The 25874-nt window shown below is 71.0% G+C and carries 24 protein-coding genes and 1 pseudogene; 13 read left to right on the top strand and 12 right to left on the bottom strand.

The genetic code is table 11. The annotated features are described in order from the left end of the window. Positions 1-116 precede the first annotated feature (116 nt). The 9 genes from paaE to paaN all read right to left on the bottom strand — a co-directional run bounded on the left by paaE (position 117) and on the right by paaN (position 8487). A complete protein-coding gene (gene paaE, locus AC07CM_RS39695; RefSeq protein WP_478881396.1) occupies positions 117-1235 on the bottom strand; it encodes a 1,2-phenylacetyl-CoA epoxidase subunit PaaE in 1119 nt (372 codons plus the stop codon). Continuing rightward, complete coding sequence (gene paaD / locus AC07CM_RS39690) at positions 1235-1750, bottom strand: 1,2-phenylacetyl-CoA epoxidase subunit PaaD (RefSeq protein ID WP_478881395.1); 516 nt, start codon at positions 1748-1750, stop codon at positions 1235-1237. Before paaD ends, paaE begins: the two co-directional genes overlap by 1 nt. Continuing rightward, the gene (gene paaC, locus AC07CM_RS39685) at positions 1744-2577 is read right to left on the bottom strand and encodes a 1,2-phenylacetyl-CoA epoxidase subunit PaaC (RefSeq protein WP_478881394.1); all 834 of its coding nucleotides are present in this window, start codon (positions 2575-2577) and stop codon (positions 1744-1746) included. The genes paaD and paaC overlap by 7 nt, the downstream gene beginning before the upstream one ends. 9 nt (positions 2578-2586) lie before the next feature. After that, entirely contained in the window at positions 2587-2889 is a 303-nt protein-coding gene (gene paaB / locus AC07CM_RS39680) for a 1,2-phenylacetyl-CoA epoxidase subunit PaaB (protein WP_478881393.1), read from the bottom strand. Beyond that, on the bottom strand, positions 2886-3872 hold the full coding sequence (paaA, locus tag AC07CM_RS39675; RefSeq protein WP_478881392.1) for a 1,2-phenylacetyl-CoA epoxidase subunit PaaA: 987 nt from the start codon (positions 3870-3872) through the stop codon (positions 2886-2888). Before paaA ends, paaB begins: the two co-directional genes overlap by 4 nt. A gap of 74 nt (positions 3873-3946) precedes the next feature. Beyond that, entirely contained in the window at positions 3947-4801 is an 855-nt protein-coding gene (locus AC07CM_RS39670; RefSeq protein ID WP_478881391.1) for a 3-hydroxyacyl-CoA dehydrogenase family protein, read from the bottom strand. Beyond that, on the bottom strand, positions 4798-5550 hold the full coding sequence (locus tag AC07CM_RS39665) for an enoyl-CoA hydratase/isomerase family protein (protein ID WP_478881390.1): 753 nt from the start codon (positions 5548-5550) through the stop codon (positions 4798-4800). The genes AC07CM_RS39670 and AC07CM_RS39665 overlap by 4 nt, the downstream gene beginning before the upstream one ends. Further along, the gene (locus AC07CM_RS39660) at positions 5547-6770 is read right to left on the bottom strand and encodes a thiolase family protein (RefSeq protein ID WP_478881389.1); all 1224 of its coding nucleotides are present in this window, start codon (positions 6768-6770) and stop codon (positions 5547-5549) included. Before AC07CM_RS39660 ends, AC07CM_RS39665 begins: the two co-directional genes overlap by 4 nt. Continuing rightward, positions 6763-8487: a phenylacetic acid degradation protein PaaN gene (gene paaN, locus AC07CM_RS39655; RefSeq protein ID WP_478881388.1), complete on the bottom strand. Its 1725-nt coding sequence runs from the start codon at positions 8485-8487 to the stop codon at positions 6763-6765. The genes AC07CM_RS39660 and paaN overlap by 8 nt, the downstream gene beginning before the upstream one ends. An 84-nt stretch (positions 8488-8571) precedes the next feature. Between paaN and paaI the strand changes: the two genes are divergently transcribed. From paaI to AC07CM_RS39640, 3 genes are all read left to right on the top strand, one after another. Next, on the top strand, positions 8572-9015 hold the full coding sequence (paaI, locus tag AC07CM_RS39650; protein WP_478881387.1) for a hydroxyphenylacetyl-CoA thioesterase PaaI: 444 nt from the start codon (positions 8572-8574) through the stop codon (positions 9013-9015). Beyond that, positions 9012-10358: a phenylacetate--CoA ligase PaaK gene (paaK, locus tag AC07CM_RS39645; protein WP_478881386.1), complete on the top strand. Its 1347-nt coding sequence runs from the start codon at positions 9012-9014 to the stop codon at positions 10356-10358. Before paaI ends, paaK begins: the two co-directional genes overlap by 4 nt. Positions 10359-10424: 66 nt before the next feature. After that, positions 10425-11102, top strand: a complete 678-nt coding sequence (locus AC07CM_RS39640) for a DUF429 domain-containing protein (RefSeq protein WP_478881385.1) — start codon at positions 10425-10427, stop codon at positions 11100-11102. Positions 11103-11109: 7 nt separating this feature from the next. Here the strand turns inward: AC07CM_RS39640 and AC07CM_RS39635 are convergent, their stop codons facing one another. Beyond that, on the bottom strand, positions 11110-11388 hold the full coding sequence (locus AC07CM_RS39635) for a hypothetical protein (RefSeq protein WP_478881384.1): 279 nt from the start codon (positions 11386-11388) through the stop codon (positions 11110-11112). Further along, a complete protein-coding gene (locus AC07CM_RS39630; RefSeq protein WP_478881383.1) occupies positions 11385-12020 on the bottom strand; it encodes a nucleotide-binding protein in 636 nt (211 codons plus the stop codon). Before AC07CM_RS39630 ends, AC07CM_RS39635 begins: the two co-directional genes overlap by 4 nt. Before the next feature lie 540 nt (positions 12021-12560). Between AC07CM_RS39630 and fusA the strand changes: the two genes are divergently transcribed. The 5 genes from fusA (at position 12561) to AC07CM_RS39605 (ending at position 18642) form a co-directional block, all read left to right on the top strand. Next, on the top strand, positions 12561-14618 hold the full coding sequence (fusA, locus tag AC07CM_RS39625) for an elongation factor G (RefSeq protein WP_478881382.1): 2058 nt from the start codon (positions 12561-12563) through the stop codon (positions 14616-14618). Between the two features lie 474 nt (positions 14619-15092). Beyond that, on the top strand, positions 15093-16127 hold the full coding sequence (locus AC07CM_RS39620; RefSeq protein ID WP_478881381.1) for a hypothetical protein: 1035 nt from the start codon (positions 15093-15095) through the stop codon (positions 16125-16127). Beyond that, the gene (locus AC07CM_RS39615; protein ID WP_478881380.1) at positions 16127-16990 is read left to right on the top strand and encodes a hypothetical protein; all 864 of its coding nucleotides are present in this window, start codon (positions 16127-16129) and stop codon (positions 16988-16990) included. Before AC07CM_RS39620 ends, AC07CM_RS39615 begins: the two co-directional genes overlap by 1 nt. Positions 16991-17422: 432 nt before the next feature. Beyond that, positions 17423-17770, top strand: coding sequence for a carboxymuconolactone decarboxylase family protein (locus tag AC07CM_RS39610; RefSeq protein WP_478881379.1), 348 nt, complete (start codon positions 17423-17425; stop codon positions 17768-17770). A gap of 38 nt (positions 17771-17808) precedes the next feature. Beyond that, positions 17809-18642 carry a class II glutamine amidotransferase gene (locus AC07CM_RS39605; RefSeq protein ID WP_478881378.1) on the top strand — a complete coding sequence of 278 codons (834 nt, stop codon included), beginning with the start codon at positions 17809-17811 and terminating at the stop codon, positions 18640-18642. Positions 18643-19460: 818 nt separating this feature from the next. Here the strand turns inward: AC07CM_RS39605 and AC07CM_RS39600 are convergent. Continuing rightward, positions 19461-20750, bottom strand: coding sequence for an ROK family transcriptional regulator (locus tag AC07CM_RS39600; protein ID WP_478881377.1), 1290 nt, complete (start codon positions 20748-20750; stop codon positions 19461-19463). Between the two features lie 195 nt (positions 20751-20945). Here AC07CM_RS39600 and AC07CM_RS39595 point away from each other — a divergent pair, with 195 nt between their 5' ends. The 5 genes and pseudogenes from AC07CM_RS39595 to AC07CM_RS39575 all read left to right on the top strand — a co-directional run. Then, entirely contained in the window at positions 20946-22262 is a 1317-nt protein-coding gene (locus tag AC07CM_RS39595; protein WP_478881376.1) for an ABC transporter substrate-binding protein, read from the top strand. A gap of 5 nt (positions 22263-22267) precedes the next feature. Continuing rightward, positions 22268-23254 carry a carbohydrate ABC transporter permease gene (locus tag AC07CM_RS39590; RefSeq protein ID WP_478881375.1) on the top strand — a complete coding sequence of 329 codons (987 nt, stop codon included), beginning with the start codon at positions 22268-22270 and terminating at the stop codon, positions 23252-23254. A 13-nt stretch (positions 23255-23267) separates the two neighbouring features. Next, positions 23268-24107, top strand: a complete 840-nt coding sequence (locus tag AC07CM_RS39585; RefSeq protein WP_478881397.1) for a carbohydrate ABC transporter permease — start codon at positions 23268-23270, stop codon at positions 24105-24107. A gap of 29 nt (positions 24108-24136) precedes the next feature. Further along, entirely contained in the window at positions 24137-25501 is a 1365-nt protein-coding gene (locus AC07CM_RS39580) for a GH1 family beta-glucosidase (protein ID WP_478881374.1), read from the top strand. 106 nt (positions 25502-25607) lie between these two features. Then, a pseudogene (locus AC07CM_RS39575) lies at positions 25608-25862 on the top strand (discoidin domain-containing protein); the annotation flags it as partial. Between the last annotated feature and the right edge of the window lie 12 nt (positions 25863-25874).

Genomic DNA, 25874 nt, shown 5'->3' with positions numbered 1-25874 from the left:
GGGGCTGAGACGAGACGCGCGGGGCCGCGCCCCCCCCCCCCTCGCCCCCCCCCCCCCCCCCCCCCCCCCCCCCCCCCCCCCCCCCCCCCCCCCCCCCCCCCCCCCCCCGCCCCTCCTCAGCTGTCGAAGTCGACGGTCAGGGTCTCGGAGACGGGGTAGGTCTGGCAGGTCAGGACGTATCCGGCGTCCACCTCGGCGGGTTCCAGCGCGTAGTTGCGGCGCATGTCCGCCTTGCCCTCGGTGATGTGCGCGCGGCAGGTGCCGCAGACGCCGCCCTTGCAGGCGAAGGGCAGGTCGGGGCGGACCCGGGCCGCGGAGTCGAGGATGGTGGCCTCGCGGGAGAGCGGGGAGGTGGTGGAGCGTCCGTCCAGGACGACGGTCACCTCGCTGACCGGTCCGTCGGCTCGGGGCTCCTCGTGGCGGACGGTGGCGACGGGCTCGTCCCCGGCGAAGAAGAGCTCCTGGTGGATCCGGTCGTCCGGCACACCCAGCCCGGCCAGCACCCGCTGGGCGTCGAGGACCATGCCGTGCGGGCCGCACAGCCACCAGTGGCCGGCCTCGAAGACGTCGACCAGGCCGTCGACGAGCGCGGCCAGCCGGTCGGCGTCCAGGCGGCCGGTCAGCAGTTCGGCCTCGCGGGGCTCGCGGGACAGCACGTGCGCGAGCTGGAACCGGGCCGGATAGAGGTCCTTCAGGTCGGCCAGTTCGTCGGCGAACATCACCGAGTCGGTGCGGCGGTTGCCGTAGAAGAGGGTGACCCGAGAGGTCTCGTCGGCGGCGAGGACCGACTCGGCGATGGAGACCATGGGCGTGATGCCCGAGCCGGCCGCGATGAGCACGTGGTGCCCGGGTGTGGTCAGGTCGGGGGTGAAGGCACCCACCGGGCCCATCACCTCGACGGTGTCGCCCGGGCCGACCTCGTTCACCAGCCAGGAGGAGAACAGACCGCCGGGGACCACCCGGACGCCGATGCGGGGCCGGGAACCCACGGGAGAACAGATCGAGTACGAGCGCCGCTCGTCGCGTCCGTCCACCTGGCGGCGGAGGGTGAGCGACTGGCCGGGTTCGAAGGCGAACTCCTGCGCCAGCTCGTCGGGGATGTCGAAGCTCACCGCGACCGCGTCCTCGCACAGCCGCTCCACCGCTGCCACGCGCAACGTGTGGAAGGCGGGGCGGCGGCGCGTGCGCCGCACCGGGGCGGGGGCCGCGTCGGCGGGGGCCAACAGGTCCTCCATCAGATCTCCTTGACGTACTCGAACGGTTCGCGGCAGGCGCGGCAGCGCCACAGCGCCTTGCAGGAGGTGGCGCCGAAGCGGGAGGTCTCCTCCGTGTCCGTCGTCCCGCAGCGCGGACAGGGCACCACCCGGCGGGTCGCGGCCAGCACCAGCGGCACGGGTCCGGGCGCCGGGCGCGGCGCGGGTCCGGGGGGTGCGATGCCGTGCTCGGCGAGCTTGCGGCGGCCCTCGGGGGTGATCCAGTCGGTGGTCCACGGCGGGTCCAGGACCGTGCGCACCTCCACGCGGTCGTAGCCGGCGGCGTTGAGCCGCGCGGCCACCCCGGCCCGCATCTCGGACATGGCCGGGCAGCCGGAGTAGGTCGGTGTGAGGTCGGCGACGACCGTGCCCTCGGATGTCACCCGCACGTCACGCAGCACGCCGAGGTCGGCCAGGGTGAGCATCGGCAGCTCGGGGTCGGGCACCTGCTCGGCGACGTGCCGGGCGCGCCGGGCGTCGGTGAGGACGGTCACCATGTCGCCTCCGGGTGGGCTCGGGCCACGCTCTGCAGCTCCGCCAGCAGCGGGGCCAGGTGCTCGGTGTGCCCGCCCTCGCGTCCGGAGCCGGCCGCCGACGGAGGCACGTCCCGCAGGGCCAGGCCGGCCGCTTCGGCGACCTGCCCCAGCACGGCGAGGACCGCCGTCCCGGCGTCATGGGCCGCGAACAACTCGCTCAGATACGGGGCCACCTGGTCGAGGCCGGCCTGCATGCGCCGGTGCGACTCCTCGGTGCCGTCGCCGAGCCGGACGACCCACTCGGCGGCGTACTGCCGGTGATAGGTCAGTTCCTTCACGCCCTTGGCGGCGATGGCGGCGAGCACCGGGTCGGCGGAGGCGGCGAGCCGCTCGAAGTGGGCCAGGCGCCAGCTGGAGAGGACCAGCAGCCGTGCCATGGAGAACGCGAAGTCCCCGTTGGGCAGTTCGGCCAGACGTACGTTGCGGAACTCGTCCGGGTCGCGGAAGTAGGCGTACGCGTCCTCGCCGCGCTCGGTGCCGTCGACCTGCCCGCAGCGGGCGTACAGCAGACGGGCCTGGCCGAGCAGGTCGAGCCCGATGTTGGCCAGCGCCACCTCCTCCTCCAGCTCCGGGGCGCGCGTGGTCCACTCCGCCAGCCGCTGGGCCGTGACGAGGGCGTCGTCGCCGAGTGCCAGGCAGCTCGCGGCCAGTTCGGCCCGGTCGACGCCCTCGGGGACGGCCGTGCTCACGCCGTACAGCGGGTCCTCGAAGCCGGTGCCGAAGGCCCAGCGGGCGTCGCTGTCCTCGTGTCCCTCGGCCAGGGACAGGTAGACGTGGTCGTCGCTCATGACCTGCTCCTAGATGTGCGGGACGTCGTCGGGGATGTCGTAGAAGGTGGGGTGCCGGTAGACCTTGTCGGCGCTCGGGTCGAAGAAGGGGTCCTTCTCGTCTCTGGTGGAGGCGGTGATGTGCTCGGAGCGCACCACCCAGATGCTCACGCCCTCGTTGCGCCGGGTGTACAGGTCGCGGGCGTGGGTGAGGGCCATGCGGTCGTCGGCTGCGTGCAGGGAGCCGACGTGGACGTGGTTGAGTCCGCGCTTGCCCCGCACGAACACCTCGTACAGCGGCCAGCCGTCCCTCTTCGTCTGCTGCTCGCTCATGCCGCTGCTCCGTCCTTCGTCCTGGTGGCCTGCTTGGCGGCGTGCGCGGCTGCCGCCTCGCGCACCCAGGCGCCTTCCTCGTGCGCGGCCCGGCGCCGCGCCGTCCGCTCGGTGTTGCACGGCCCGTCGCCGCTGATCACTCGCTTCAGTTCGGACCAGTCGGGGGTGCCGAAGTCGTGCCGGCCGCGCTCCTCGTTCCAGCGCAGCTCGGGGTCGGGCAGGGTGACGCCGAGCTTCTCGGCCTGCGGCACGGTCATGTCCACGAACCGCTGGCGCAGCTCGTCGTTGCTGTGCCGCTTGATCTTCCAGGCCATGGAGCGCGCCGAGTTGGGCGAGTCGTCGTCGGGCGGGCCGAACATCATCAGCGACGGCCACCACCAGCGGTTCACCGCGTCCTGGACCATCTCCCGCTGGGCCTCGGTGCCGCGCATCATCGTCATCAGCAGCTCGTAGCCCTGCCGCTGGTGGAAGGACTCCTCCTTGCAGATGCGCACCATGGCACGCGCGTACGGCCCGTAGGAGCTGCGGCACAGCGGCACCTGGTTGCAGATGGCGGCGCCGTCCACGAACCAGCCGATGACGCCGACGTCGGCGAAGGTCAGGGTCGGGTAGTTGAAGATCGAGGAGTACTTCTGGCGGCCTTCGAGCAGCCGCTCGGTGAGGTCGGCACGGTCGGCGCCCAGGGTCTCGGCCGCGGAGTACAGGTACAGCCCGTGGCCGGCCTCGTCCTGGACCTTGGCGAACAGGATCGCCTTGCGGCGCAGCGACGGCGCGCGGGTGATCCACTCGCCCTCGGGCTGCATGCCGATGATCTCCGAGTGCGCGTGCTGGGCCACCTGCCGGATCAGCGTGTTGCGGTAGCCGTCCGGCATCCAGTCGCGCGGCTCGATCCGCTGGTCGCGCGCGATGGTGTCGTCGAAGCGCTCCTGCAACCCGGGCGGCGCGTCCTCCGCCGGCGAGGGCCCGGCCTGTCGTGCAGTCATCCCTACCACCAATCCCAACCGACCGTTCGTTCGGTCCATGATATGACGAGACTCCTTGAATCCGGAAGGGGCGCTCACCGCCATGTGTAGAACCCTTGTCCGGTCTTCCGTCCCAGTTCCCCGCGGGCGACCTTGTCGCGGAGCAGCTGCGGCGGGGCGAAGCGTTCGCCGAGGGTGGCGTGCAGGTGCTCCGCGATGGCCAGGCGTACGTCCAGTCCGACGAGGTCGGTCAGCCGGAGCGGGCCCATCGGGTGCTTGTAGCCCAGCCGCATGGCGTCGTCGATGGCCTCCGGCTCGGCGACCCCGGACTCGACCATGCGAATCGCCTCCAGTCCCAGTGCCACACCGAGACGGCTGCTGGCGAAGCCCGGGGAGTCGTTGACGACGACGTCCTTCTTCCCGAGGCAGCGGGTCCAGTCGAGGGCGCTCCGCAGGGTGTCGGCGCTCGTGGCCGGGGCGACGACGATCTCGACCAGTTCGGAGGCCGGCACGGGGTTGAAGAAGTGCATGCCGAGGAAACGGGCGGGCTCGGCGAGCGCCGAGGCGAGCTCGGTGACCGAGAGGGAGCTGGTGTTGCTGGCGAGAACCGTCCGGGTGTCCACGAACTTCTCCGCCTCGGCGAGCAGGCTCGCCTTGAGACCCGCGTCCTCGAAGACCGCCTCGACGACGAGGTCGGCATGCGGGGGCAGGTCCGCGAACGACGCGACGCTCGTGACGCGGCCGAGCACCTGGTCCGCCGGTTCGGCGAGCCGGTCGCGTTCGGCGGCCCGCTTCAACCCGGTGGCCACCCGCTCGTGCGCCTGGGCGGCCGAGGGCTCGTCGCTCTCGACGATCGTCACGGCCGATCCCGCCGTCGCGAAGGACTGCGCGATCCCGGCGCCCATGCGGCCACCGCCGATCACGCCCACGACTGCCGGTGCCGACGTCATGCTCGGCTCCTCTTCTTCTCCAGGAATCGGGTCATGCGGTCCTTCTTGTCCTCACCCTCGAAGAGCACCGCCTGAGCGAGGTCGTCGGCGACGGGGTGGGCACCGGGCGAGTCGACGACGAGTTTCGTCAGCCGCAGGGCCGTACGGGACGAGCGGGCCATGCGGTCGAGCACCGCGTGCGCCGCGTCCAGCAGCTTCTCCGCCGGTACGACGTCCATGACCAGACCTGCCGCCAGGGCCGCCCGCGCGTCGAGGTCGCGTCCCGCGAGCAGCACCTGCTTGGCGACGGACTCGCCCACCAGCTCCGGAAGACGCCAGCAGGCGCCGGCGGCGGCGAGGATGCCGAGGCCCGGCTCGGGGTTGCCGAAGACCGCGTCGGGCCCGGCGATGCGGATGTCGCACGCGTAGGACAGTTCCGCTCCACCGCCCAGGGCCCAGCCGTCGACGGCCGCGACCGTCGGCATCGGCAGCCGCCGAACGCGCTCGAACAGGCGGCTGTTGATGCCCTGCAGCGCTTCGTCGCGACCGCGCCGCAACAGTTCCGCGATGTCGGCGCCGCCGGCGAAGACACCGCCGTGGCCGGTCAACAGGAGCAGCTTCGGTTCACGCTCCAGCCGTGCGCAGACGTCGTGCAGCTCTTCGATCATGCGCGCGTTGATGGCGTTGCGGGCGTCCGGGCGGTGCAGGCAGACGACGAGCCGGTCCTCGCGCTCGTCCACCAGGATCGTCTCGTACGAGGTCGCGTTCATGCCCGCTCCACCAGCATCGCCACGCCCTGCCCCACTCCCACGCACAGCGTGGCCAGCCCCCGGCGTGCGTCCTCCCGCTCCATGCGTCCGAGCAGGGTGAGCAGGATGCGGGAACCGGAGCAGCCCAGCGGATGTCCCAGGGCGATCGCGCCGCCGTCTGCGTTGACCTTGTCCTCGTCCAGCTTCAGCCGGCGGATCACGGCCAGGGCCTGCACCGCGAACGCCTCGTTCAGCTCGACGGCGTCCAGGTCCGCCGTCTCCCAGCCCGCGCGGGCCAGTGCCTTCTGAGTCGCGGGCACCGGGCCGAGTCCCATCACGTTGGGCTGCACGCCGGCGGAGGCCGAGGTGACGATGCGGGCCCGGGGAGTGAGGCCGTACCGCTTCACGGCCGCGGCACTCGCCACGACCAGCGCGGAGGCGCCGTCCGAGAGCGGCGAGGAGGAACCGGCCGTCACGATGCCGTCCGGCCGGAAGATCGTGCGCAGCGCGCCCAGCTTCTCCAGGGTGGTGCCGGGCCGGGGCCCCTCGTCGCGGGTGACCTCGCCGCCCTTCACCTCGACCGGCACGATCTCGCGGTCGAAGTGCCCGGCTTCCTGCGCCGCGACGGCCCGCTGATGACTGCGCAGCGCGAACGCGTCGGACTCGTCCCGGCCTATGCCGTCGAGGGCCGCGATCTCCTCCGCCGTCTCACCCATGGACAGGGTGACCTTCACCGTTTCCGGGCCAGCCCCCATCGGGATCTCATGGTCCGCCGCCGCGAAGCGTGGGTTGGTGAAGCGCCAGCCCAGGGCGGTGTCGTGGACCGCACCCGGCTTCGCCCACGGGGTTCCGGGCTTCTCCGTCACCCAGGGCGCCCGGGTCATGGACTCCACTCCGCCGGCGACGACCAGGTCGGCCTCTCCCGCGCGGATCGCCTGGGCCGCCGAGGCGACCGCCGTCAGACCGGAGGCGCACAGCCGGTTCACGGTGTAGCCGGGCACGGTGTGCGGAAGACCCGCCAGTAGCACCGCCATCCTGGCCACGTCGCGGTTGTCCTCGCCCGCCTGGTTGGCGGCGCCGAGGATCACCTCGTCCACCGCGTCCGCCGGGACGCCGGAGCGCCGAACGGCCTCGCCGACCACCAGGGCCGCCAGGTCGTCGGGGCGCACCGAGGCCAGGGCGCCGCCGTAACGGCCCTGCGGGGTGCGGGCGCCGTCGATCAGAAAGACCTCGTCAGGCACGGGTGGCCTCCTCGGAGGACGTAGGGGTGGTGTGCGGTCGACGCGACTGCAGTACGGCGAAGCGGCCGGTGACGAAGGCGGCGTCGGAGAGCGTGGCACTGGCCGCCGGATTGGCGGCGCTGCCGTGGAAGTCGCTGAAGGCGGCGGACTGGTTGACGAAGACACCGCCGGTGAGGTTCTCGGAGAGGTGCACCCCGGCGTCCAGGGCGGCCTCCTCGGCGGCCGCCAGCACGTTCTCGTCCGTGGAGTGGACCGCGGCGGTCAGGGCGCCGTGCTCGCGCACCGTCTCACGCAGCACGCGCAGGCTGTGCTCGGTGGAGTCGGTGCCGATGACGAAGGAGACGGGGCCGAACCACTCCTTGGTGTAGACGGCCCGGTCGGCAGCCGCGTCGAGCCGGGCGATCAGCGGCGTGCGGACGTCCGCCTCGGGGTGTTCGGGGTGGGCGATCCTTGTCGAGGCGTGCACGGTGCGCCCGGCCTCGGCCGCCTGTTCCAGCCGCTCACGGACGCCGTCGTTGACGAGGGCGCCGAGCGTGCCGGCGGCACGGTCCGGGTCGGCGAGCAGCCGGTCGAGGGCGGCGGCGAGGTCCGAGGCGAACTCGTCCGCCGTGCGCGTGCCCTGGTCCGTGCCGATGCCGTCGCGCGGGATCAGCAGATTCTGCGGAGTGGTGCACATCTGCCCGCTGTACAGCGAGAGCGAGAAGGCGAGGTTGCCCAGCAGCCCGCGGTAGTCGTCCGTCGAGTCCAGCACGACGGTGTTGAGGCCCGCCTTCTCCGTGTACACCACGGCCTGACGTGCGTTGTCCTCCAGCCAGGTGCCGAACTCGGTGGACCCGGTGAAGTCGATGATCCGCACGTCCGGATGCGTGGCGAGAGCGCCGGCGATGCGGTCACCCGGCTGCTCGACCGCCAGCACGACGAGGTCGGGATCGAATCCTGCCTCGGCCAGCACCTCCCGCGCGACACGGACGGTGATCGCCAGCGGCAGCACGGCACCGGGATGCGGCTTGACGATCACCGGGTTGCCGGTGACGAGGGAGGCGAACAGACCCGGGTAGCCGTTCCACGTGGGGAAGGTGTTGCAGGCGACGAGCAACGAGACGCCCCGGCCCACGGGCGTGAACGTCTTGTCGAGCACCTCCGGGTCGCCCTTGCGCCGCGGCTTGCTCCAGCGGGCGGTGGCCGCGTACCTCTTCTGCTCCCCCCAGGCGAGGGCCACGGCCTCCAGGCCGCGGTCCTGCGCGTGCGGACCACCGGCCTGGAAGGCCATGACGAAGGCCTGCCCGGTGGTGTGCTGCACGGCGTGCGCGATCTCGAAGCTCGCGGCGTTCAGCCGGCCGAGGATCTCGGCCGCGACGCCGGCGCGGACGTCCGGGCCGGCCTTGCGCCAGGCGACGGCCGCGGCCTCCGCGACGGCCGGCAGCCCGGCCGGTGCCACCCGGGGGTAGCTGATGCCCAGGTCGAAGCCGTAGGGGGACCGCTCGCCGGGGGCGACGCGTCCGTCTCCCGGATGTCCGGGGAGGTCGAAGGGGGCGCCGAGCTGCTCCCGGAAGGCCTTCTCCGCGAGTCGCGCGGCGTCCTCGCCGTAGAAGGTCTTGCTCGGTGACTCGGGGTAGGGGGTCCAGTGCTCGCGGCTCTCGACGGCAGCCAGCGCCTGGTCCAGCAGTGGGCGATGACGGGTGAAGAAGTCGATGCGTTCCGGAGTCGTCTGCGGCATACGGTCCACCTCTTGACAGGCACGGATACGGCTGGATTACTTGGCCGTACCGCACACTAACCGAATGTTCGGTCGGGATACAAGATGGTAGATACACCTATTAGGTCCACGTATAGTGCTAAAGGTCCGGTTGAGGCGATGTTCGCCGCGGACGAGGCGTCCCGGCGCCTGGGAATCGAGCTCCTGGAGCACGGCGAAGGGACGGCCGTGCTCCGCATGACCGTGACCCCTGCCATGGTCAACGGCCACCGGATCGCCCACGGGGGCTACCTCTTCCTCTTCGCCGACACCGCCTTCGCCTGCGCGTGCAACAGCCACGGCCCGACGACGGTGGCCGCCGGAGCCGACATCGACTTCGTGGCCCCGGTGCACGAGGGCGACGTGCTGGTCGCCACCGCCCAGGAACGGACCCGGTTCGGGCGCAACGGCATCTACGACGTCACGGTGACGCGCGGTGATGAGGTCGTCGCGGAGTTCCGTGGCCGCAGCCGCATCTTCAGGGGCAGTACATCCAAGGAGTCGCGATGAGCATCGAACCGAAGACGACGTCGGCCGCCGGGGCCCGCCGGGGCGAACCGTGCCCCGGACACCTCCTGGACGCCGCCGAGAACCTGGCACGCGCGGAACTGCTGGACCTCCAGCTCAGCCGTCTCAAGTCGACGCTGCGACATGCCTACGACAACGTGGAGCTGTACCGGAAGAAGTTCGACGAGGCCGGCGTCAAACCCGAGGACTGCCACTCGCTCGAGGACCTGGCCCGCTTCCCCTTCACCACCAAGGCCGACCTGCGGGACACCTACCCCTTCGGCATGTTCGCCGTCCCCATGTCCGACGTCCGCCGCATCCACGCCTCCAGCGGCACGACCGGACGTCCCACCGTCGTCGGCTACACGGACAACGACCTGTCCGTCTGGGCCGATCTGATCGCCCGTTCGATCCGCGCGGCCGGCGGTCGCCCGGGCCACAAGGTCCACATCAGTTACGGGTACGGCCTGTTCACCGGTGGACTCGGAGCGCACTACGGCGCCGAGCGGGCCGGGTGCACCGTCATCCCCGCCTCCGGAGGCATGACGGCCCGCCAGGTCCAGATCATCCAGGACTTCCAGCCCGAGATCATCATGGTCACGCCGTCCTACATGCTCACCCTGCTCGACGAGTTCGAGCGCCAGGGAGTGGACCCCCGTTCCACGTCGCTGAGGATCGGCATCTTCGGAGCCGAGCCGTGGACCGAGGAGATGCGCCGCGAGATCGAGGAGCGCATGGACATCGACGCCGTCGACATCTACGGCCTGTCCGAGGTGATGGGGCCGGGCGTCGCCCAGGAGTGCGTGGACACCAAGGACGGCCTGCACGTGTGGGAGGACCACTTCCGCCCGGAGGTCGTCGACCCGATCACGGGCGAGGTGCTGGCCGACGGGGAGGCGGGCGAACTGGTCTTCACCTCGCTCACCAAGGAGGCGCTGCCCGTCATCCGCTACCGCACGCGCGACCTGACCCGCCTCCTGCCCGGGACGGCACGCCCGGCGTTCCGCCGCATCGAGAAGATCACGGGGCGCTGCGACGACATGATCATCCTGCGCGGGGTGAACGTCTTCCCCAGCCAGATCGAGGAGGTCGTCCTGCGCACCCCGGGCGTCGCTCCGCACTTCCAGCTCCAGCTCAGCCGGAAGGGACGCATGGACCACATGACGGTGCGGGTGGAGGCTCGCCCCGACTGCGCGCCCGAGCAGCGCGAGGCCGCCGCGCGGTTGATCGCCAAGGGAGTCAAGGACGGCGTCGGCGTCACCGTGGAGGTGGCGATCGTGGAGCCCGAGACGCTGGAGCGCTCGCTGGGCAAGCTCCGTCGTGTGAAGGATCTGCGCGGGGCCTGATCGTCGAGCTGCCCGGTGCTGTGGTGAGCCGAGAGCTTCTCGGTCCGAGTCGGTGTGCGGGGTGCGATGGACGTCCTGGGAATCGACGCCTGCGGCAAGCAGGGGTGGGTGGGCATCCTGCTCGCCGACGGCGCGTACGCGGGCAGCCTGGTGGCCGTGTCTCTCGGCGAGCTGATCGAACGCGCCGGTGCGGTACGGGCGATCGCCGTGGACATGCCCCTGGGCCTGGTGGAGAAGGGCTGGCGTGCCGCTGATCTCGGGGCCAGGGCGCTGCTGGGGACACGCCGCAGCAGCGTCTTTCTCATCGCGCCCAGGCCGGCCTGGCAGGAAGCCGACTACCCGGCGGCCGCGAGCCGGTGCCGGGAGCTCACCGGCGGCGGGCTGAGCCGGCAGGCGTGGGCGCTGGCACCGAAGCTTCTCGAGGCCCGGGTGTGCCGGCAGGCCGATGAGCGCATCCACGAGGTGCACCCCGAGCTGACCTTCCGTGCGCTGGCGGGCCGGGTGCCACTGGCGTACGCCAAGAAGACCTGGCGCGGCCAGAATCAGCGCCGCGCACTGCTGGCCGAGGCGGGAGTCGTGCTCCCGGACGAACTGGGAGAGGCCGACCGGATCCCCGTGGACGACGTGCTCGACGCCGCCGCGGCCGCCTGGTCGGCGTACCGGATCGCGCTCGGGACCGCGGAGCGGGTGCCCACGGCACCCGAGCGGGACGCGGAGGGGCGCCTCATCGAGATCCGGTACTGACGTACGGTCAGAGGGCCTGTTCCTCCCGGTCGGCCCGCCGGTCCTGCCTCAGCGGTCGCAGGACCGCCTCGCCCGCGCGCACGAGTGCGGACAGCTGCTGTCCGGCCCAGGAGGTGAGGTCGCGCGCACCTGCGGTGTCCAGTTCGACGGTCACCTTGACGTAGCGGGTGTCCAGTGGCGTGACCTTGGTCGGAGCGTAAGTGGAAGCGGGAGCGGGGGCCGTGGGGCCCGTCGTCTCCGGTCGACGCCGCAGTGCGGCGCGATAGGTGTCCTTGCGCTGGTTCATACCGCGTCCTGACGGTTGATGAGTTCCTCGGCGAGGTCCATGTACGCGGTGCCCTTCACCTCGACGGGGCTGCCGAAGGACTGGGAGTACAGGTCTAGCCGCGGGACATGCGTGGACAACACGTGGAAACCCCGCTCGGTGAGGGCTTCGCGGGCGTCGGCATCGGGACCGGTACGCGTGGCGTCCGGACGATTCGTGCGGTTCAGCAGGACCGCGGCGCGGGCCGGGTGGGAGCGCAGCGACTGCATGTCGTCCATTTCCCGGTCGATGGGCGCCATCCGGTCCAGCTCGATCGGGGCCGGGGTCACGGGCACGATCCACTCGCTCGCGTACCGCATGACGCCCCGGGCGATCTGGGCGTGGTCCTCCAGCTGCGGGGCGTCGAACACCACTGCCTGCCGGTTGTCGAGGAAGTCGTTCACCCGCCGGTGTACGTCACCCACCGGAAGGGCGAGCACGGGAAACGGGAAACCGCCCGCCAGCTCGCTCCACCGCAGCGCCGAGGACGCGGGGTCGCTGTCCACGAGCAACGGCGCCAGGCCGCGTTCGTGCAGAGCATGGGTCAACCAGACGGCGCTGGTGGTCTTCCCCACCCCGGGTTTCAGGTTCACGAACGCATAGCTCAGCGGCACGGAAGCCGACGTTAACGGGCGGGTACCGAAGACTGCCGTGGACGCGGAACCGCCGTGCCCGGTTCACCCTGCGGAGCCGGTGAATCATCCCCGTGGGCTAACGCGTGACAACCGCCGGGGCGGGCACGCGTCTTCCGGTTACGGCGTGGACGGCGCCGCCGGAAAATCAGGTGCCCCGGCCGAGCGATCTCTCGTACCGTCGTCGCGTACCGAGCGCCGCGACTTCACGTCGGCGCGCGTCGACCAACGTCGACCAACGTCGACCAACGTCGACCACACGTCGAGAACACAGAGACACCGAGGGGAGCGGGCCGTGCGTGACCGTACCGCCGTCGTCGTTCCCCCTTCGCGGTCCGAGGTGATTCTGGTGTCCTCGTCCGCCCGGTGCCCGCTGCGCGGCCGGCACCGGACGCCCTGACGAGTCCCTGACCCGGTTCACCACCACCTCCCGCCCATCGGCGGGCCGGTGAGTGCCGGCCTGTCCTCGTCCGGGTGATCGCGCTGCCCCTTTTTCTCTGATCACCAGAAAGGCCATGGGCCGTGCGCACCAACCTCGGCGACCTCGCCACCGTCCGCAACCTCGGCATCCTCGCCCACGTCGACGCCGGCAAGACCACCGTCACCGAGCGGATCCTCTATGCGACGGGCACCACCCACAAGCGCGGCGAGGTCCACGACGGCACCACCGTCACCGACTTCGACCCTCAGGAACGCGACCGCGGTATCACCATCTTCGCCGCGGCCGTCACCTGCGCCTGGGCCGGCCACCGCATCAACCTCATCGACACCCCCGGCCACGTCGACTTCGCCGACGAGGTCGAACGCTCGCTGCGCGTCCTCGACGGCGCGGTCGCCGTCTTCGACGCCGTCGCCGGGGTCGAGCCGCAGAGCGAGTCGGTGTGGCGGCAGGCCGACCGGCACGGCGTACCGAGGATCGCGTTCGTCAACAAGCTGGACCGCGCGGGCGCCGACCTCGACCGGGCCGTCGACTCCATCCGGGAGCGGCTGCACCCCACCCCGCTCGTCGTGCAGCTGCCCATCGGCACCGAGAACGCCTTCACCGGCGTCGTGGACCTGGTCCGCCTGCGCGCCCTGGTATGGGACGGCGGCGACGGTACGGCGGTGGAGGGGCCCGTTCCCGAGAGCCTGCTGGAGGAGGCCCTGCGGCGGCGCAGGGTGCTGGAGGAGACGGTGGCCGAGCTGCACCCGGCCGCCCTGGAGGAGTTCTGCGACCGGGAGACGCTCTCCGCCGCCACCCTCGCCACCACCCTGCGCGACCTCACCCGCACCGGCGACGGCGTCGTCGTGCTGTGCGGCTCCGCCTACCGCAACCGCGGCATCGAACCGCTGCTGGACGCGGTGGTGGACTACCTGCCGTCACCGCTCGACGTACCCGCCGTACGCGGCGTCCACGAGGACGCCGAACAGCGGCGGGCCGCCGACCCGCAGGCGCCGTTCGCGGCGCTCGCGTTCAAGGTGAACGCGACCGGCACCGGACGCCTGACCTATGTGCGCGTCTACTCGGGCACGATTCGGAAGGGAGACACCGTGTGGGACCCCGGCACCGGCCGCACCGAACGGGTGGCGCGGATCCTCAGGGTCACGGCGGACCGGCATGCCCAGCTGGACCGGGCGGTGGCCGGCGACATCGTCGCGGTGGCGGGCCTGAAGGCGGCCCGGGTGGGCTCCACCCTCTGCGATCCCGGCGCCCCGCTGCTCCTGGAGCCGCCCGTGGTCGCCGAGCCCGTGGTGTCCGTGGCCGTGGAGGCGCGGCGCGGCACCGACACCGGACGGCTGGCGACGGCGCTGGCGCGGCTCGCCGAGGAGGACCCCTCGCTGGTGGTGCGCACCGACGGCGAGACCGGGCAGACGGTGCTGTCCGGGATGGGCGAACTGCACCTGGAGGTGGCGGTGGAGAAGATCCGCCGTGACGGCGGCCCGGAGGTCACCGTGGGCCGTCCGAGGGTCGCGTACCGGGAGACCGTCGTGCGCGGCGTCGGCGGGCTGGTCTACCGGCACGTCAAACAGGACGGCGGGGCGGGGCAGTTCGCCCATGTCGTCCTGGACGTGGAGCCCCTCGGGCCCGAAGTCGGGGTCACCGGCTTCGAGTTCCGTTCCTCCGTGGTCGGCGGGCGGGTGCCGCAGGAGTACGTGCGTGCCGTGGAGGCCGGCTGCCGGGACGCCCTCGCCGAGGGCCCGCTCGGCGGTCACCCGGTGACCGGGCTGCGGGTCACCCTGACCGACGGCTCGACCCACGTGAAGGACTCCTCCGACACCGCCTTCCGCACCGCCGGCCGGCTCGGCCTGCGCGAGGCGCTGCGCACCTGCGCGACGGCCCTGCTGGAACCGGTGGCCGAGGTGACGGTCACCGTGCCCGAGGACGCGGTCGGCGGGGTGCTCGGCGACCTGGCCGCCCGACGCGGCCGGGTCACCGGATCCGAGAGTCGGGGCGGCGCGGCGGTGCTGACCGCCACCGTGCCGCTGGCCGAACTCTTCGGCTACGCGACCCGGTTGCGCAGCCGCACCCAGGGCCGGGGCACCTTCACCACCCGCCCGGCGGGCTACGCACCGGCACCGCAGCAGGCGGCGGTCCGGTAGCCGTCGGAGTTCTCGCCTCGTCACGTGAGCGGGCCCCCTGGTTCTCGTTGTCGCCAGGGGGCCCGTGAGCGGTTCTGTGCTCCACGCCGACCGAACCACTTGTCGTACGCCGAACGACGGCACGAGGTTCGGGCGCCCCCGGGGAGCGAAGCCGGATGCCGCCTGTTTTGCAGGCATCGCTTTCACCGCATGCCTGCCGCATGATTCGGCATCGTCCGAGACGGGACACTTCGAGTGGCCGCCTGCGTTGTCAATACACGGACCCCGGCGGACGAGAGTGAACAGGCGTACTCGCGGGCTTTCGGCACTGGAGTGACTTGAGTTCTCCGTGTGAGATTTTCCGGACGTTGACGCGCTGTGGACGCCACGAGTAGAAGTAATCCCTCGAAGACTCCGGCTCGCCGCGACCGAGAGAATCACGGGTATTTCACGGTGACCTCACGCCGGCGGAGCAATGAACGCGAAGGAGAAAAGATGTCCGTGGAAATCTACGACCTCTTACCGGAATCGGCTCCCCAACCTCCGAGCCCCCGGATGTCCCGTGTGCGGCGGCCCCTTCGGGAAAGCACCAAGTTCACCGATGAACGCGCCACCACCAATCCCGAGGTGGCCATCAAGGAGCAGCTGGCGGGGGACAGCCGGTACACGGCGATGCGCGTCGAGAAGGCCCAGGAGTTCATCGACGACCTGGTGCTGCCGAACGAGGGTCCCCTCGTGGCCCCGGGCTTCCGCCTCGTTCCCACGGCCGCGGCCCGGAGCCTGAACCTGGACGCGGCGGCGGACAACGCCGACGACTCCCTCGACGACATCGTGCTGGACCAGCCGACCACCGCACCCGCCGCCGCGGTGGACGGCAACATCGTCGCGACCTTCGTCGACGGAATCAGGGGACAGAACATCTTCGACGTGCTGGACTCCTGCCTTCTGGCCCAGCTCGTCGCGAACGGCAAGTACGACCGCGAGAACCAGCCCATCGAGTGGACCAGGTATTACGGCCGGGTGCTCGAGCAGGTGGCCTGGGTCGTGCCGGCATTCGATTTCTTCGGGCTCCGCTCCCAGTCGGGCCAATTGAGCATGAGCGCGGCCCTCCTCAAGGTGATCTCCGGCATCATGACCGCCCAGCAGGTGGACCTGGTCTCGGGAGCGATAGAGCTGATGCAGGGCCTTCCGGTCGACGACCGCCGCCTGCAGATATTCCGGTCCAACTCGGTGGAAGCGAACGCGGGGAACTTCCAGGTGGACTCCGTCGGCGAGTCCGAGAACGGGCTGGTCTCGCTCAAGCTCTGCGCCTTCAACTTCCGCACCAGCGAGAACGTGACGGACGTACTGTGGTGGCGCTTCAACAGCCAGACCACCCTGCTTCAGGCGACTCGGACGACCTTCGTGCTCAACACGCACATCTATGACCGGATCCGCGACGCCGTCGGCGCCAAACTCGGCAATCGCGCCCAGAAGTTCATCGCCGGCCTCCCCGACTTCTCGGACGAGGAGGGTGGGGGCGACCACTGATGCCGGACCCGCAGGGGCAGGGAGGCCCACCCGGCGCGGTCCGTGTCGAGCAGGCGGTCGAAGGGGAAGGGCGGGTCGACGAAAAGCGCATATCCGAGACCCTGAGCACCCTCCGCGATCTCGATGTGGGCCCTGAACCGGCGCGATTCGAGGGCCACGGCGAGGAGGAGTCGGCCGCCGCGGTCGCCGCCTCCATCGTCTCCGTCACCTCAGGGGTTTCCGCGCAGCACGCCCAGGACGTCTTCCACAGCCTGCTCCTGGCTCAACTCGCGGCCACCGCGAAAGCCGACCGCTTCACCGACCCCGCCGCCTGGTACAAGCACCACCAGTCGGCACTCGAGCAGATCGGATGGGTGACCTCACAGAGCGCCGCATTCACGGATTACGACCCGTCGACGGTCCCGTACACCATCACCACCGTAGTGACGGACCTGATGGAGCCGGTGGCGACAGCGGACGAGTCGGCGCTCGTCCGCCGCACTCTGCGCTCCTTCACCGACTCGAGCGAACCCGCACAGTTCGTATGGGAATGCCCGAGCCATGCGGGCGGCAGGGGGAACTTCCAATTCGCCCTGGCGTCCGAGGAATCGGACGGGCCCGGCTTGATGCTTCGCGTGGGCCGGTTCTCCTTCGGCACCAAGAAGTACGTGACCCGCCTCGGAAAGGAACTCTTCGAGTCGGACGCGCACTTCCAGAAATCCCTCGTCACCCTGTTGCTCAACGAACGGGTGCACGCTCGGCTGCGAGAGGCCATAGCGGCGAAACTCGGGAACCGAGCGGAGGGAATGGTCGCCGGCATCAGCCTCGAAGGACTCCAAGACGCCCACCCGGGGCGGGACGACGCCTGGCCGGAGCGCATGTGAGGGCACACTCCGGGGCCGAGTCCGACTCGGGGCGCCGCCCACCGCCGTACCGCTGTTGTCCTCCCTGATCACCACTGACCGGGGACCCGGACCGCGCTCGTGGTCCGGTCGTCGCACCAGCCGGCAGACGCCGCACCGCGCACAGACGGACCACGTGGTGCGGCGTCTGCTTGCCCGGGCGTCACGGTTGCCGCGCCTGCCGGGCCGCCCGCGGCAGGGCAGGCCCGGCGGCCCGCGGTCGGAGGCGCCCGGTGGTGGGAACCGTGACCGAGTGGCCCGTGCCGCCTTCGGCCGGCCGGGAGGTCGCCTTCGCGGGCCGCGCTCGGCCGCACGGGAAATCACCCTCACCGGGCGATGCGCCCACCCCGGGGAGCCGGATGAGCTGGAAGGCGACGACACCGCTGGCCCCGGCCCGGAAGGCGTGAGGCGAAGATGACCGAGGACATCACCGGCGCGAGTGGCGTGGCCGCTCTCGCCGAGGCAGACGCTCCTGTGTTCGAAACGATCGTCCGGATGACGCTCGACACCTTCGAGCGGTCCGGACTCGATGCGGAGACCTACCTGCTCGCCCGCATCGCCGCCCTGGTGGCCCTGGACGCCGCACCGGCCTCCTACCTGCTCAACATCGGCTCGGCAGCTGAGCTCGGCGTCCCGTTCGAGAAGATCCAGGGCACGCTCGTGGCCGTCGCCCCCGTCGTCGGCAGCGCCCGTGTGGTGTCGGCCGCCCAGAGCATCGGGGTGGCCTTCGGGCTGGACCTGCCGGGAACGGACGCGGCATGACCGCCCGCCGCCGCGACCCCCTGCGGAGGGCGTGAGCCATGTGCCGCTGGCTTGCCTACTCGGGAACGCCCCTGGTCATGGACGAGGTCCTGTACCGCCCGAAACACTCGCTGATCGACCAGAGCCTGCACGCGCGGATGGGCGTCGAGACGACCAACGGCGACGGATTCGGCGTCGGCTGGTACCAGGGACACGCCCGCACCCCGGCCGTGTTCCACGACATCGGCCCGGCCTGGAGCAACCGCAACCTGCGGGAGATCGCCGGGCACGTCCGCGCCCCCCTGTTCTTCGCGCACGTCCGGGCCTCCACCGGTACGGCGGTACAGGCGACCAACTGCCACCCGTTCCGGTACGACCGCTGGATGTGGATGCACAACGGCGCCATCGCCGACTTCCACGTACTCCGCCGGGACATCCTCCTCGCCGTCGAACCTGAGCTCTTCGCGTCGATCGAGGGCACCACGGACTCCGAGGCGATGTTCTACCTGGCGCTCACGTTCGGACTGGAGGAGGACCCGGCCGGTGCCGTCGCCCGCATGACCGGCTTCATCGAGCGGCTCGCCCGGGAGCACGGGGTGCCGGCCCCGCTGCAGATGACGCTCGCGGTGGCCGACGGGGAACGGCTCCTGGCCTTCCGGTACGCCAGCGAGGGAACACCGAGGTCGCTGTACTACAGCGCCGGCGTCGAGGACCTGCGGGCCCTGCACCCGGAGACCGACTTCTTGAAGGACGTCTCGGACGAGACCCGCCTGGTGGTGTCGGAACCCCTCGGCGACCTGCCCGGCGCCTGGATCGAGGTCCCGGCGAACAGCTACGGAATCGTCCAGCCGGGCGGAGACGTTCTGCAGGACTTCCGGCCCGAGCTGCCCTGACGGCTGCCCTGTGGGGTGCGCACAGCGGACCGTGCGGAGGGCTTCGCATCGGCCGGCTCGCGCGGCCGGCGCGCTTGACACCGCGTTACGGGTGCCACAGTCCGGGGCGGTTGTCCGGGACGGCTGTGCGAGAGGCTGGTGCCGGAATGGCGCCGACGGTCTGGTGAACCGCGTCCGGGCGGCGGCGCGGCCAACTCGCCGGTGCGGCGGTGCGGCGGTGCGGCGGTGCGGCGGTCCGTTTGTCCGGTCGGCACTGCGGCCGGCCGTTGGTCCGGTCGGCGCCGCGCCCAACGACTCACACGCTCGGGCGGCGCGAGTCCGGCGCTGCCTTGCTGCCGCCCGGGCCTCACCGGTACCGGCTGAGCCGGCCACCACTCCCGGTTGGCCGTCCATCAGTACCGGCACGGCTGCGTGCTCGTCCGCCCGGGCCGCACCGTTACCGACGGGGCCGCCCATCAGTGCCGGATGGGTCTGCCGGCGGTACCCGGTACCGGCTGAGCCGGCCACCACTCCCGGTTGGCTGTCCATCGGTACCGGCACGGCTGCGTGCTCGTCCGCCCGGGCCGCACCGTTACCGACGGGGCCGCCCACCAGTGCCGGATGGGCCGGCCGGCGGTACCGGCAGGGTTGCGCGCCCACACCGACAAGGCCGCACCTCTACCGAACGGGTCGCCCAGCGGTGCCGGATGGGCCGCCCACCAGCTCAGACGGGCCGCTCACCAGAAATGCCCCGGCCGCGTCACCTTCACAGCCGCCACGTCAGCCGCGACCGGTGCCACCCCAGCCGGCGACATCCGCCCAACCCCCGGAGGGACCCCTCACGCCAGACGTCCGTCCAGTGCCGCCCGCCACGCAGGCGACGGCACCACGCGCGTCGCGGTACGCGGCCGGCTGCCGCCGCGGGCGAAGAACGCGGCCAGGGGCAGGACCGCCGCGCCCACGGTGACCGCGTCCGGGCCGAGGCGGCCCAGTTCGATGCCGACCCGGCCCGCGGGGAAGCGCAGGGCGTGTGCGAGGGCATGGGCCCGGACCTCGTCCAGGAAGGCGCCGCCGAGCTGGAGGCCCGCCCAGCCGCCGATCAGGAGGCGTTCGGGCTGGAAGAGGTTGATCAGGTCGGACAACCCCGCGCCCAGGTACTCGGCGGTCTCGGCGAGGACGGCCGCCGCCACCGGGTCGGGGGCGCGGCCGTCCGTCGGGCGGGCCGCGGCGAGCAGTTCGGTAAGGGCGGTCTCCTCTCCCGCTCCGGCCGACGGCCGGCCACCCGCCTCCCGCCAGCGTGCCACCAGCGCCTCCGCGCCCGCGTACGCCTCCAGGCAGCCGAGGGCGCCGCACCGGCAGCGGCGCCCACCGACCCGTACCGTCAGGTGCCCCCATTCCACCGCCCGTCCCTGTGCGGCCTCCTCGGTGACGACACAGGCGCCGACGCCGGAGCCGAACAGGACGACGACGGCGTTGCGGGCCCCGCGTCCGGCGCCGAACCACATCTCGGCCTGGCCCAGCGTCTTGGCCCCGTTGTCGATGAAGTACGGCACCTCCGAGGGGAGTTGACCGGACAGGCGCAGCAGTCGCTCGAGCGGGACCGCGTCCCAGCCGACCGTCTGGCCGTGGACGACCGCGCCCTCCTCCCCGGCGTCCTCGATGATGCCGGGCACGCCGATGCCCACGCCGAGCAGGTCGGTCGGGGCGAGCCGGGCCGTGCGGAGCACCTCGGCGACGGCCTCGTGCACATGGCCGACGACCGAGTCGACGTCGTATCCGCGTGGCCCCAACGGCCGTTCCGCACGTGCGAGTTCGGTGAGGTCGAGGTCCAGCAGCTCCACGCGGACGCGGGTTTCGCCGACGTCGACCCCGATCAGCCGGCCGCTGTCCGGCCGTATCCGCAGCAGTCGGCGCGGCCGGCCGGCGTCGGAGCCGACGCTGCCCGCCTCCTCCACGAGGCCGTCGGCCAGTAGTTCGGCCACGACGTTGCTGACGGAACCCGAACTCAGCCCGGTCGCCGGGCCGAGGGCGTGCCGGCTCATCGGGCCGTCGAAATACAACCGTTGCAGAACGGCACTCCGGCTCTCCCGCCGCAGGTCACGCACCGTACGGCCGCTCAGCCCTGCCACCCGACCTCCCTGGTTCGCGTACTTCTGGGGCCCGCCCGCCCGGATGCCGCTGCCGGATCCCTTGACGAGCGTTTCTCTTGAGGTTTAACTCACATCCTAAATTAAGCCATGAGGGGCTTCGAGGGCCGAACGGGGTGTCGGCTCCCGCCAAAGCTCCTCGGGGTTCTCGACTCCCGGAAAGGGACACCAGGAGCCATGCGCAGCATCCGAGCCGCGGCCGTAGGCGCCGTCACCATGTCTCTCGCCCTCGCGGCTACGGCCTGCGGAGGCGGTTCGTCCAGCGGCGGCGGGTCCAACGACTCGCCCAAGACGCTCACGTACTGGGCCTCCAACCAGGGCGCCAGCATCGCGGTCGACAAGAAGGTCCTGCAGCCCGAACTCGACAAGTTCCAGAAGCAGACGGGCATCAAGGTGAAGCTGGAGGTCGTGCCCTGGTCCGACCTGCTGAACCGGATCCTCACCGCGACCACCTCCGGCCAGGGCCCGGACGTGCTGAACATCGGCAACACCTGGAGCGCCTCCCTGCAGGCCACCGGCGCGCTGCTGCCGTGGGACGCGAAGAACTTCGACAAGATCGGCGGGAAGGACCGGTTCGTCGACTCCGCGCTGGGCTCGACGGGGGCGCAGGGCAAGGACCCGGCCGCCGTCCCGCTGTACTCGATGGCGTACGCCCTCTACTACAACAAGCAGATCTTCGCCGACGCCGGCATCTCCAAGCCCCCGGCCACCTGGGACGAACTCGTGGCCGACGGCAAGAAGATCAAGGCGAAGGGCAAGTCCGTCCTGGGCGCCGAGGGTTCGAACGTGTCGGAGAACATCCACCACGTCTTCGTCTTCGCCAAGCAGCACGGCGCCGACTTCTTCACCGCCGACGGCAAGCCGGACTTCACCAACCCCAAGGTGGTCGACGCGGTCAAGCAGTACGTCGACCTGATGGCCAAGGACAAGGTCATACCGACCGGCGACGCCGAGTACGCCCAGAACCAGTCGGTGAGCGACTTCGCCAAGGGCAAGCAGGCGATCCTGCTGTGGCAGTCCGCCGCCGCCAACCTCAAGTCCCAGGGCATGAGCGAGGACGCGTACGGCATCGCCCCCGTCCCCGTGCAGTCCGGCACCCCCGGCACCGGCGCCCAGACCAACTCGATGGTCGCGGGCATCAACATCGCCGTCTTCAAGAACAGCCACAACCTCGACGGCGCCGCGAAGTTCGTGAAGTTCATGACCAGCGACGGCGAGCAGAAGATCCTCAACACGGCCTACACCTCCATCCCGCCGGTCAAGGCCGCCCAGGACGACGCCGCCTTCAACTCCCCCTCCACCGCGGTGCTGAAGCAGACCCTCGCCACCAGCACCGCCGCGCTCCCGCAGGTCGCGTCGGAGTCGCAGTTCGAGACGGTCGTCGGTACGGCCGTCAAGGAGCTCTTCGCCGACGCCGCCGCCGGACGCGCGGTGACCACCGACTCCGTCAAGGCGAAGCTGGAGAAGGCCCAGCAGCAGATGCCGGCGGCCTGAGAACCATGACCACCACCGCTCTCAAGGAGCCGGTGCGTGACACCTCCCCCGGTGCGGCGCGCGAACCCCGCCGCCGCACCGGGCGGATCCGCCGCATCGGACTGCCCTACCTGCTGCTCCTGCCCGCCCTGATCCTCGAACTCCTCGTCCACCTCGTGCCGATGGTCATCGGCATCGTGATGAGCTTCAAGGAACTCACCCAGTTCTACATCCGCGACTGGGGCAGCGCCCCCTGGTCCGGCCTCGGCAACTACAAGATGTCGGTGGACTTCGACGCGCCGGTGGGCGAGGCACTGCTGCACTCGTTCCTCGTCACCGTCGGCTTCACCCTGCTCTCGGTCGGCCTGTGCTGGCTGATCGGCACCGCCGCCGCCGTCTTCATGCAGGACACCTTCCGCGGCCGCGGCCTGCTGCGCGCCCTGTTCCTGGTGCCGTACGCGCTGCCCGTCTACGCGGCGGTCATCACCTGGGTGTTCATGTTCCAGCAGGACAACGGCCTGGTGAACCACGTCCTGCACGACCAGCTGCACCTCACCGACAAGCCCTCCTTCTGGCTCATCGGCGACAACAGCTTCTACGCCCTGCTGACCGTGTCGGTGTGGAAGGGCTGGCCGTTCGCCTTCCTCATCGTGATGGCCGGCCTGCAGAACATCCCCAGGGAGCTGTACGAGGCGGCCGCGCTGGACGGCGCCGGCATGTGGCAGCAGATCCGCCGCATCACGCTGCCCTCGCTGCGCCCGGTCAACCAGGTCCTGATCCTGGTGCTCTTCCTCTGGACGTTCAACGACTTCAACACGCCGTACGTGCTGTTCGGCAAGGCCGCCCCCGAGGCCGCCGACCTCATCTCCGTCCACATCTACCAAGCGTCGTTCGTCACCTGGAACTTCGGCACCGGCTCCGCCATGTCCGTCCTGCTGCTGCTCTTCCTGCTGGTCGTGACCGGCGTGTACCTCCTGCTCACCTCGCGCGGACGGAGGGCCGCCGATGTCTGACACCAGTTCCCCGATGGCGCCGCCCCGCTCGTTCCTGTGGTCCCGGCGGATCTTCCTCACCCTGGTCACCGGCTTCGTCCTGGTGCCGGTGTACGTCATGGTCTCCAGCTCGCTGAAGCCCCTCGCCGACGTCACGGGCAAGTTCCGCTGGCTGCCGAGCGGCCTGACGCTCCGGCCGTACATCGACATCTGGTCGACGGTCCCGCTCGCCAAGTACTTCGTGAACTCACTCGTCGTGGCGGGCGCGGCGACGGTCTGCTCGGTCGTCATCGCCGTGTTCGCCGCATACGCCGTCAGCCGCTACGACTTCCGCGGCAAACGTGTCTTCACGGTGACGGTGCTGTCGACGCAGATGTTCCCGGGCATCCTCTTCCTCCTCCCGCTGTTCCTGATCTACGTCAACATCGGCAACGCCACCGGCATCGCCCTGTTCGGCTCCCGCGGCGGCCTGATCCTCACCTACCTCACCTTCTCCCTCCCCTTCTCCATCTGGATGCTCATCGGGTACTTCGACTCGGTGCCGCGCGATCTGGACGAGGCGGCGCTGGTGGACGGGTGCGGCCCGCTCGGCGCGCTGCTCAGGATCGTCGTACCGGCCGCGATCCCCGGCATCGTCGCGGTAGCCGTCTACGCCTTCATGACCGCGTGGGGCGAGGTGCTCTTCGCGTCCGTCATGACCAACGACACCACCCGCACCCTCGCCGTCGGTCTCCAGGGCTACTCCACCCTCAACGACGTCTACTGGAACCAGATCATGGCCGCCTCGCTGGTGGTCAGCGTGCCCGTGGTGGCCGGTTTCCTCCTTCTGCAGCGCTATCTCGTCGCCGGTCTGACGGCGGGTGCCGTCAAGTGACCAACACCCCGTATTTCGAAGGGACTTCCGTGTCCGAACGCATCGACCTCGCCGCACTCCCGCACGACTTCCTGTGGGGCACGGCCACGGCGGCGTACCAGATCGAAGGGGCCGTCGCCGAGGACGGCCGTTCACCGTCGATCTGGGACACCTTCTCGCACACCCCGGGGAAGATCGCGAACGACGACAACGGCGACGTCGCGTGCGACCACTACCACCGCTGGCGCGAGGACATCGCCCTGATGCGGCAACTCGGTACCAACGCCTACCGGTTGTCCGTCGCCTGGCCAAGGGTGATCCCGGGCGGGACGGGCGCGACCAACCCCAAGGGGCTGGCCTTCTACGACGAGTTGGTGGACGCCCTGCTGGAGGCGGGCATCACCCCGTCCGTCACCCTCTACCACTGGGACCTGCCCCAGGTGCTCCAGGACCGCGGCGGCTGGCCGGGGCGGCAGACGGCCTTCGCCTTCGCCGAGTACGCCGCCATTGTGGCCGAGCGTCTCGGCGACCGCGTCAAGCTCTGGACGACCCTCAACGAGCCCTCCTGCTCGGCCTGGATCGGCCACCTGGAGGGCAAGATGGCCCCCGGCTGGACCGACCTGACCGCCGCCGTACGCGCCTCCTGCCACCTGCTCCTCGGCCACGGCCTCGCCACGCAGGCGATCCGAGCGGCCGCCCCCGACGCTCAGGTCGGCATCGTCAACAACCTTTCCACCGTGCACGCCGCCACCGACCGCCCCGAGGACCTGGCGGCTGCCCACCGCCACGACGGCCACGTCAACCGCTGGTGGCTCGACCCGGTGCACGGCCGCGGCTTCCCCGCCGACATGCTGGAGGCGTACGGAGTGGAACTGCCCCTTGCCGAGGGCGACTTGGAGACGATTGCGACCCCCCTGGACTGGCTGGGCCTGAACTACTACTTCCCGGCGTACGTCGCCGACGACCCCGATGGCCCGGCCCCCCGCGTCCGCGCCGTGCGCCGCCCCGACGTCCCGCGCACCGGCATGGACTGGGAGATCGACGCGAGTGGCATCGAGGCGCTGCTGCTGCGCCTCACCGAGGAGTACGGCGCACGGAAGATCTACGTCACCGAGAACGGCTCGGCCTACCCGGACGTGGTCCACCCCTACGGCACCGTCGACGACCCCCAGCGCCAGGACTACCTGGAGCAGCACCTCGCCGCCTGCGCCTCCGCGGCCCGCAAGGGCGCACCGCTGGCCGGCTACTTCGCCTGGTCCCTGCTGGACAACTTCGAGTGGGCGTACGGCTACGCCAAGCGCTTCGGCCTCGTCCACGTCGACTACCGCACCCAGGTGCGCACGATCAAGGGCAGCGGACACCGGTACGCGGACATCGTCCGCGTCCACCGCGGCCAGGCACGCCGGGCCGCCTGAGTCCGGCCCGGACGACCGGTGGGCGCGGGTGCGGGAGCCCGCGCCCACCGGTTCCGCACGGACTGCACAGCTACCGCACCTGGACTGTCATGCACGCGCCAAGCCGGCGATGCGCTTCTACGTCGACGACCGCCTGGTCCAGGAGACGACGCGCAACGTCCTCGAACCGACCCGCGGCCAGTGGGTTTACGACCACAACCAGTACTTGATCCTCAACCTCGCGCTGGGCGGGGCGTATCCGGCCGGGTGGAGCAAGGTGACCAGTCCTTAGTGGGGGTTGCCGCAGCCGAGCGTCGACAAGATCGCGGGCGGGGGAGTGCGGGCGGAGGTGGATTGGGTGCGGGTGGAGCAGAAGGGCTGACTGACGGCTGCG

It is taken from the genome of Streptomyces sp. NPDC044061 (genome assembly GCF_056434305.1).
This window is presented reverse-complemented; position numbering and strand designations above follow the sequence as displayed.